We start from the raw sequence: 3300 nt of genomic DNA on the forward strand, positions 1-3300 counted from the left end.
CCACGCGCGCGTGGGCGACCCGCCTGGTCGTCGTCGGCATCGTGCTCGCCGCACTCAACCTCCGCCCCGCCATCACCAGCCTCGGCGCCCTTCTCGAAGAGGTCCGCGACGGCCTCGGCATGAGCGGTAGCGTGGCCGGCCTCCTCACCTCCGTGCCCCCGCTCTGCTTCGCCGTCTTCGGCGTCATGGCGCCCCGCCTCGCCCGCCGCTTCGGCGCCGGCGCGGTGGTCTGCGCGGGCATGGCCGCCATCACCGCGGGCCTGCTGATTCGGCCCTACGCGGGCGGCACGGCCGGCTTCCTCGCCGCCAGCGCCCTCGCCCTCATGGGCATCGCCGTCAGCAACGTCCTGATGCCGGTCATCGTCAAGCGCTGGTTCCCCGACCGGGTCGGCTCCATGACCGGCCTGTACTCGATGGCCCTCGCCCTGGGCACCTCGGCCGCCGCGGCGGTCACCGTGCCGATGACCGACACACTGGGCGGCGACTGGCGGACCGGGCTGGTGGTCTGGGCGGGCCTGGCGGCAGCGGCCGTACCGCCGTGGCTGGCGCTGGCGGCCCGGGAGCGGCGCACGACGCCCGCCCCGCAGGCCTCCGCGCGCGTGGAGGCACCGGGCGTGCTGCGCGTCACCCGCAGCCGTACCGCCTGGGCGCTCGCCGTCTTCTTCGGCCTCCAGGCCACCGCCGCCTACATCACCATGGGCTGGATGCCGCAGATCTTCCGCGACGCGGGCGTGCCCGCGAGCACGGCGGGACTGCTCCTGGCCGTCACCATGGTGATGGGGGTGCCCCTGGCCTTCGTCATCCCGCGCGTGGCGACCCGGCTGCCGCACCAGGGCCCCATCGTCGTCGTCCTCGGCCTCTGCGGCCTCGTCGGCTACGCCGGGCTGCACTTCGCGCCCGCCGCCGGCGCCTGGGCCTGGGCCCTGCTGCTCGGCGTCTCCAACTGCGCCTTCCCGCTGGCCCTCACCCTCGTCGGGATGCGGGCCAGGACCGGCGGGGGAGTGGCCCAGCTGTCGGCCTTCGCGCAGAGCGCCGGCTACCTGCTCTCGATCCCCGGCCCGCTCCTGGTGGGCGTCCTCTACCAGCACAGCGGCGGCTGGGGCCTGCCCCTCGCGCTGATGGCGGCACTGATGGTCCCGCAGATGGCCGTGGGCGTCCTCGCCGGCCGCGACCGCACGGTGGAGGACGAGGCCACCCGCTGACGGGCGCGCCGGCCCTGCCGGTCCTGCTGACCCCGCGGGGACCCCGCCGGGCGCCGGGTGCGAGACTGGGCGCATGCCAGTGCTCGACCCGAACCCCGAGAACGGCCAGAAGAAGATGCTCCTCATCTTCGGCTCGTTCCTCCTCATTTTTGTGATCATCGGGATCATCGCCACCATCGCCTCTCCCTGACACGCCCCCTGACACACCCCGTCCCCGGCCGGGGACGGTGGGGTCGAACCCTCCACAGGGGGGTTAACCCCCCTGTCCCCTAGGGGGCGAGGGTCAGGGTCAAGTGGGTGGATCACCGGATGGGCCGGGGGTCGCCGGGTCCGTACCTTCGAGATGTGGCCGCGTGACGCGGCCCGGATTCCTCGAAGACCAGCGGAGGCACTCATGTCGGCCCCTACGCACACCCGGCCCCACCCGGCCGTCCCGGGCGGCGTCGGCGCCCGGCTGCCCTGGTGGGCACTGGCCCTGCCGACCCTGGCCTTCGTGGCCCTCCTCGTGCTGATACTGAACCCGTCGGACGCCCAGGCGGCCTCCGGCGACCCGGCGATCACCCACCTCGTCGACCGCGCATGGCAGCTCGTCGCCCGTTAGGGCCTGCCGATCACGCCCCGGCCGCACGCTTCACACCCCCACCCCAGGTGAAGGCGCATGTCAACTCCCTGCGCCCCATGGCCTGTTTCATGCGAAGCTGGGAGTCATGAGCGTCGCAGAACCCCGCACGATCGTCCTCTTCCGGCATGCGAAAGCCGACTGGCCACAGGTGACCGACCACGAGCGACCGCTCGCTGACCGGGGCCGCCAGGACGCAGCCGTCGCCGGACGCAAGTTGACCGACTCCGGCATCGCCGTCGACCTGGCCCTGTGCTCCACCGCGACCCGCACCCGCGAGACGTGGAAGCTCGCCGTCCACGAGCTGCCGCACCGGCCGAAGACGGTCTATGAGGAGCGGATCTACGAAGCCTCCCCGGGCGAGCTGATCGCCCTGCTCAACGAGGTACCGGACGAGGTGCGCAATCTCGTCCTGGTCGGCCACAACCCCGGCATCGAGGGCCTCGCCGAGGTCCTCTCCGGCACCGCCGAGGAGGACGCCCGCGAGCGGATGACCCGCCGCGGCTTCCCCGCCGCCGCCTTCGCCGTCCTGACCTTCGACGGCTCCTGGAAGTCCCTGGAGCCGGGCACGGCCTCGCTCGTCGACTACTGGGCGCCGTCCGAGTAACCCCGGCCCGGCACACGTGAGGCCCGGCAGCACGCCGGGCCCCGCGGCCGTCCGTCGCCGCCGGCCGCTGCTACCAGCAGCCGCTACCGGTCGTCGTGCGTGTCCGCCGCCTCGACCTCTTCCCGGGTGACGCCCAGCAGGTAGAGGACGGTGTCCAGGAACGGCACGTTCACCGCGGTGTGCGCCGCCTCGCGCACCACCGGCTTGGCGTTGAAGGCGACCCCGAGACCGGCCGCGTTCAGCATGTCCAGGTCATTGGCACCGTCACCGATCGCCACCGTCTGCGACAGCGGTACGCCCGCCTCCGCGGCGAACCTGCGCAGCAGCCGCGCCTTGCCCGCGCGGTCCACGATCTCCCCGGTGACCCGGCCGGTCAGCTTCCCGTCGACGATCTCCAGGGTGTTGGCCTGCGCGAAGTCCAGCCCCAGCCGTTCCTTCAGGTCGTCGGTGACCTGGGTGAAGCCGCCGGAGACGACGCCCACCTGGTAGCCCAGCCGCTTCAGCGTCCGGATCAGCGTGCGGGCGCCCGGCGTCAGCCGCACCTCGGCGCGCACCTTGTCCACCACCGAGACGTCCAGCCCCTCCAGCAGGGCCACACGCGCGTGCAGCGACTGCTCGAAGTCCAGCTCGCCGCGCATCGCCGCCGCCGTCACCTCGGCGACCTCGTTCTCGCAGCCGGCGTGCGCCGCGAAGAGTTCGATCACCTCGTCCTGGATGAGCGTGGAGTCGACGTCCATGACGACCAGCCGCTGGGCACGGCGGTGCAGGCCCGCGGCCACCACGGCGACGTCGACACCGAGTGCCGCGGCGTCGGTGACCAGGGCGGTGCGCAGCGGCGCGGTCTCCACCCCGGAGACCGCGAACTCGACGGC

5 protein-coding genes are annotated in these 3300 nt (G+C 73.2%); 4 read left to right on the top strand and 1 reads right to left on the bottom strand.

Features of this window, described 5'->3' with window-relative positions:
• The 4 genes from BZL64_RS36500 to BZL64_RS36515 form a co-directional block, all read left to right on the top strand.
• Positions 1 to 1202, top strand: a 1202-nt coding sequence (locus BZL64_RS36500; protein ID WP_107430421.1) for a CynX/NimT family MFS transporter, incomplete at its 5' end; no start/stop codon positions are given.
• A gap of 73 nt (positions 1203 to 1275) precedes the next feature.
• Positions 1276 to 1392 carry an SGM_5486 family transporter-associated protein gene (locus BZL64_RS42000; RefSeq protein ID WP_086773315.1) on the top strand — a complete coding sequence of 39 codons (117 nt, stop codon included), beginning with the start codon at positions 1276 to 1278 and terminating at the stop codon, positions 1390 to 1392.
• Between the two features lie 204 nt (positions 1393 to 1596).
• Positions 1597 to 1803: a hypothetical protein gene (locus tag BZL64_RS36510; protein WP_086773316.1), complete on the top strand. Its 207-nt coding sequence runs from the start codon at positions 1597 to 1599 to the stop codon at positions 1801 to 1803.
• Positions 1804 to 1909: 106 nt separating this feature from the next.
• The gene (locus BZL64_RS36515; protein WP_086773317.1) at positions 1910 to 2428 is read left to right on the top strand and encodes a SixA phosphatase family protein; all 519 of its coding nucleotides are present in this window, start codon (positions 1910 to 1912) and stop codon (positions 2426 to 2428) included.
• Positions 2429 to 2511: 83 nt separating this feature from the next.
• Here BZL64_RS36515 and serB read toward each other — a convergent pair.
• Positions 2512 to 3300, bottom strand: a 789-nt coding sequence (gene serB / locus BZL64_RS36520; protein WP_244205762.1) for a phosphoserine phosphatase SerB, incomplete at its 5' end; no start/stop codon positions are given.

Origin of the sequence: Streptomyces bobili, assembly GCF_002154575.1 — a bacterium.
In the GTDB taxonomy this organism is placed as follows: Bacteria; Actinomycetota; Actinomycetes; order Streptomycetales; family Streptomycetaceae; genus Streptomyces; species Streptomyces bobili.

Excerpts from the sequence above, each read along its gene's own strand:
- BZL64_RS42000 (WP_086773315.1), top strand. The coding sequence starts at position 1,276 with ATGCCAGTGCTCGACCCGAACCCCGAGAACGGCCAGAAGAAGATGCTC.
- BZL64_RS36510 (WP_086773316.1), top strand. The coding sequence starts at position 1,597 with ATGTCGGCCCCTACGCACACCCGGCCCCACCCGGCCGTCCCGGGCGGC.
- BZL64_RS36515 (WP_086773317.1), top strand. The coding sequence starts at position 1,910 with ATGAGCGTCGCAGAACCCCGCACGATCGTCCTCTTCCGGCATGCGAAA.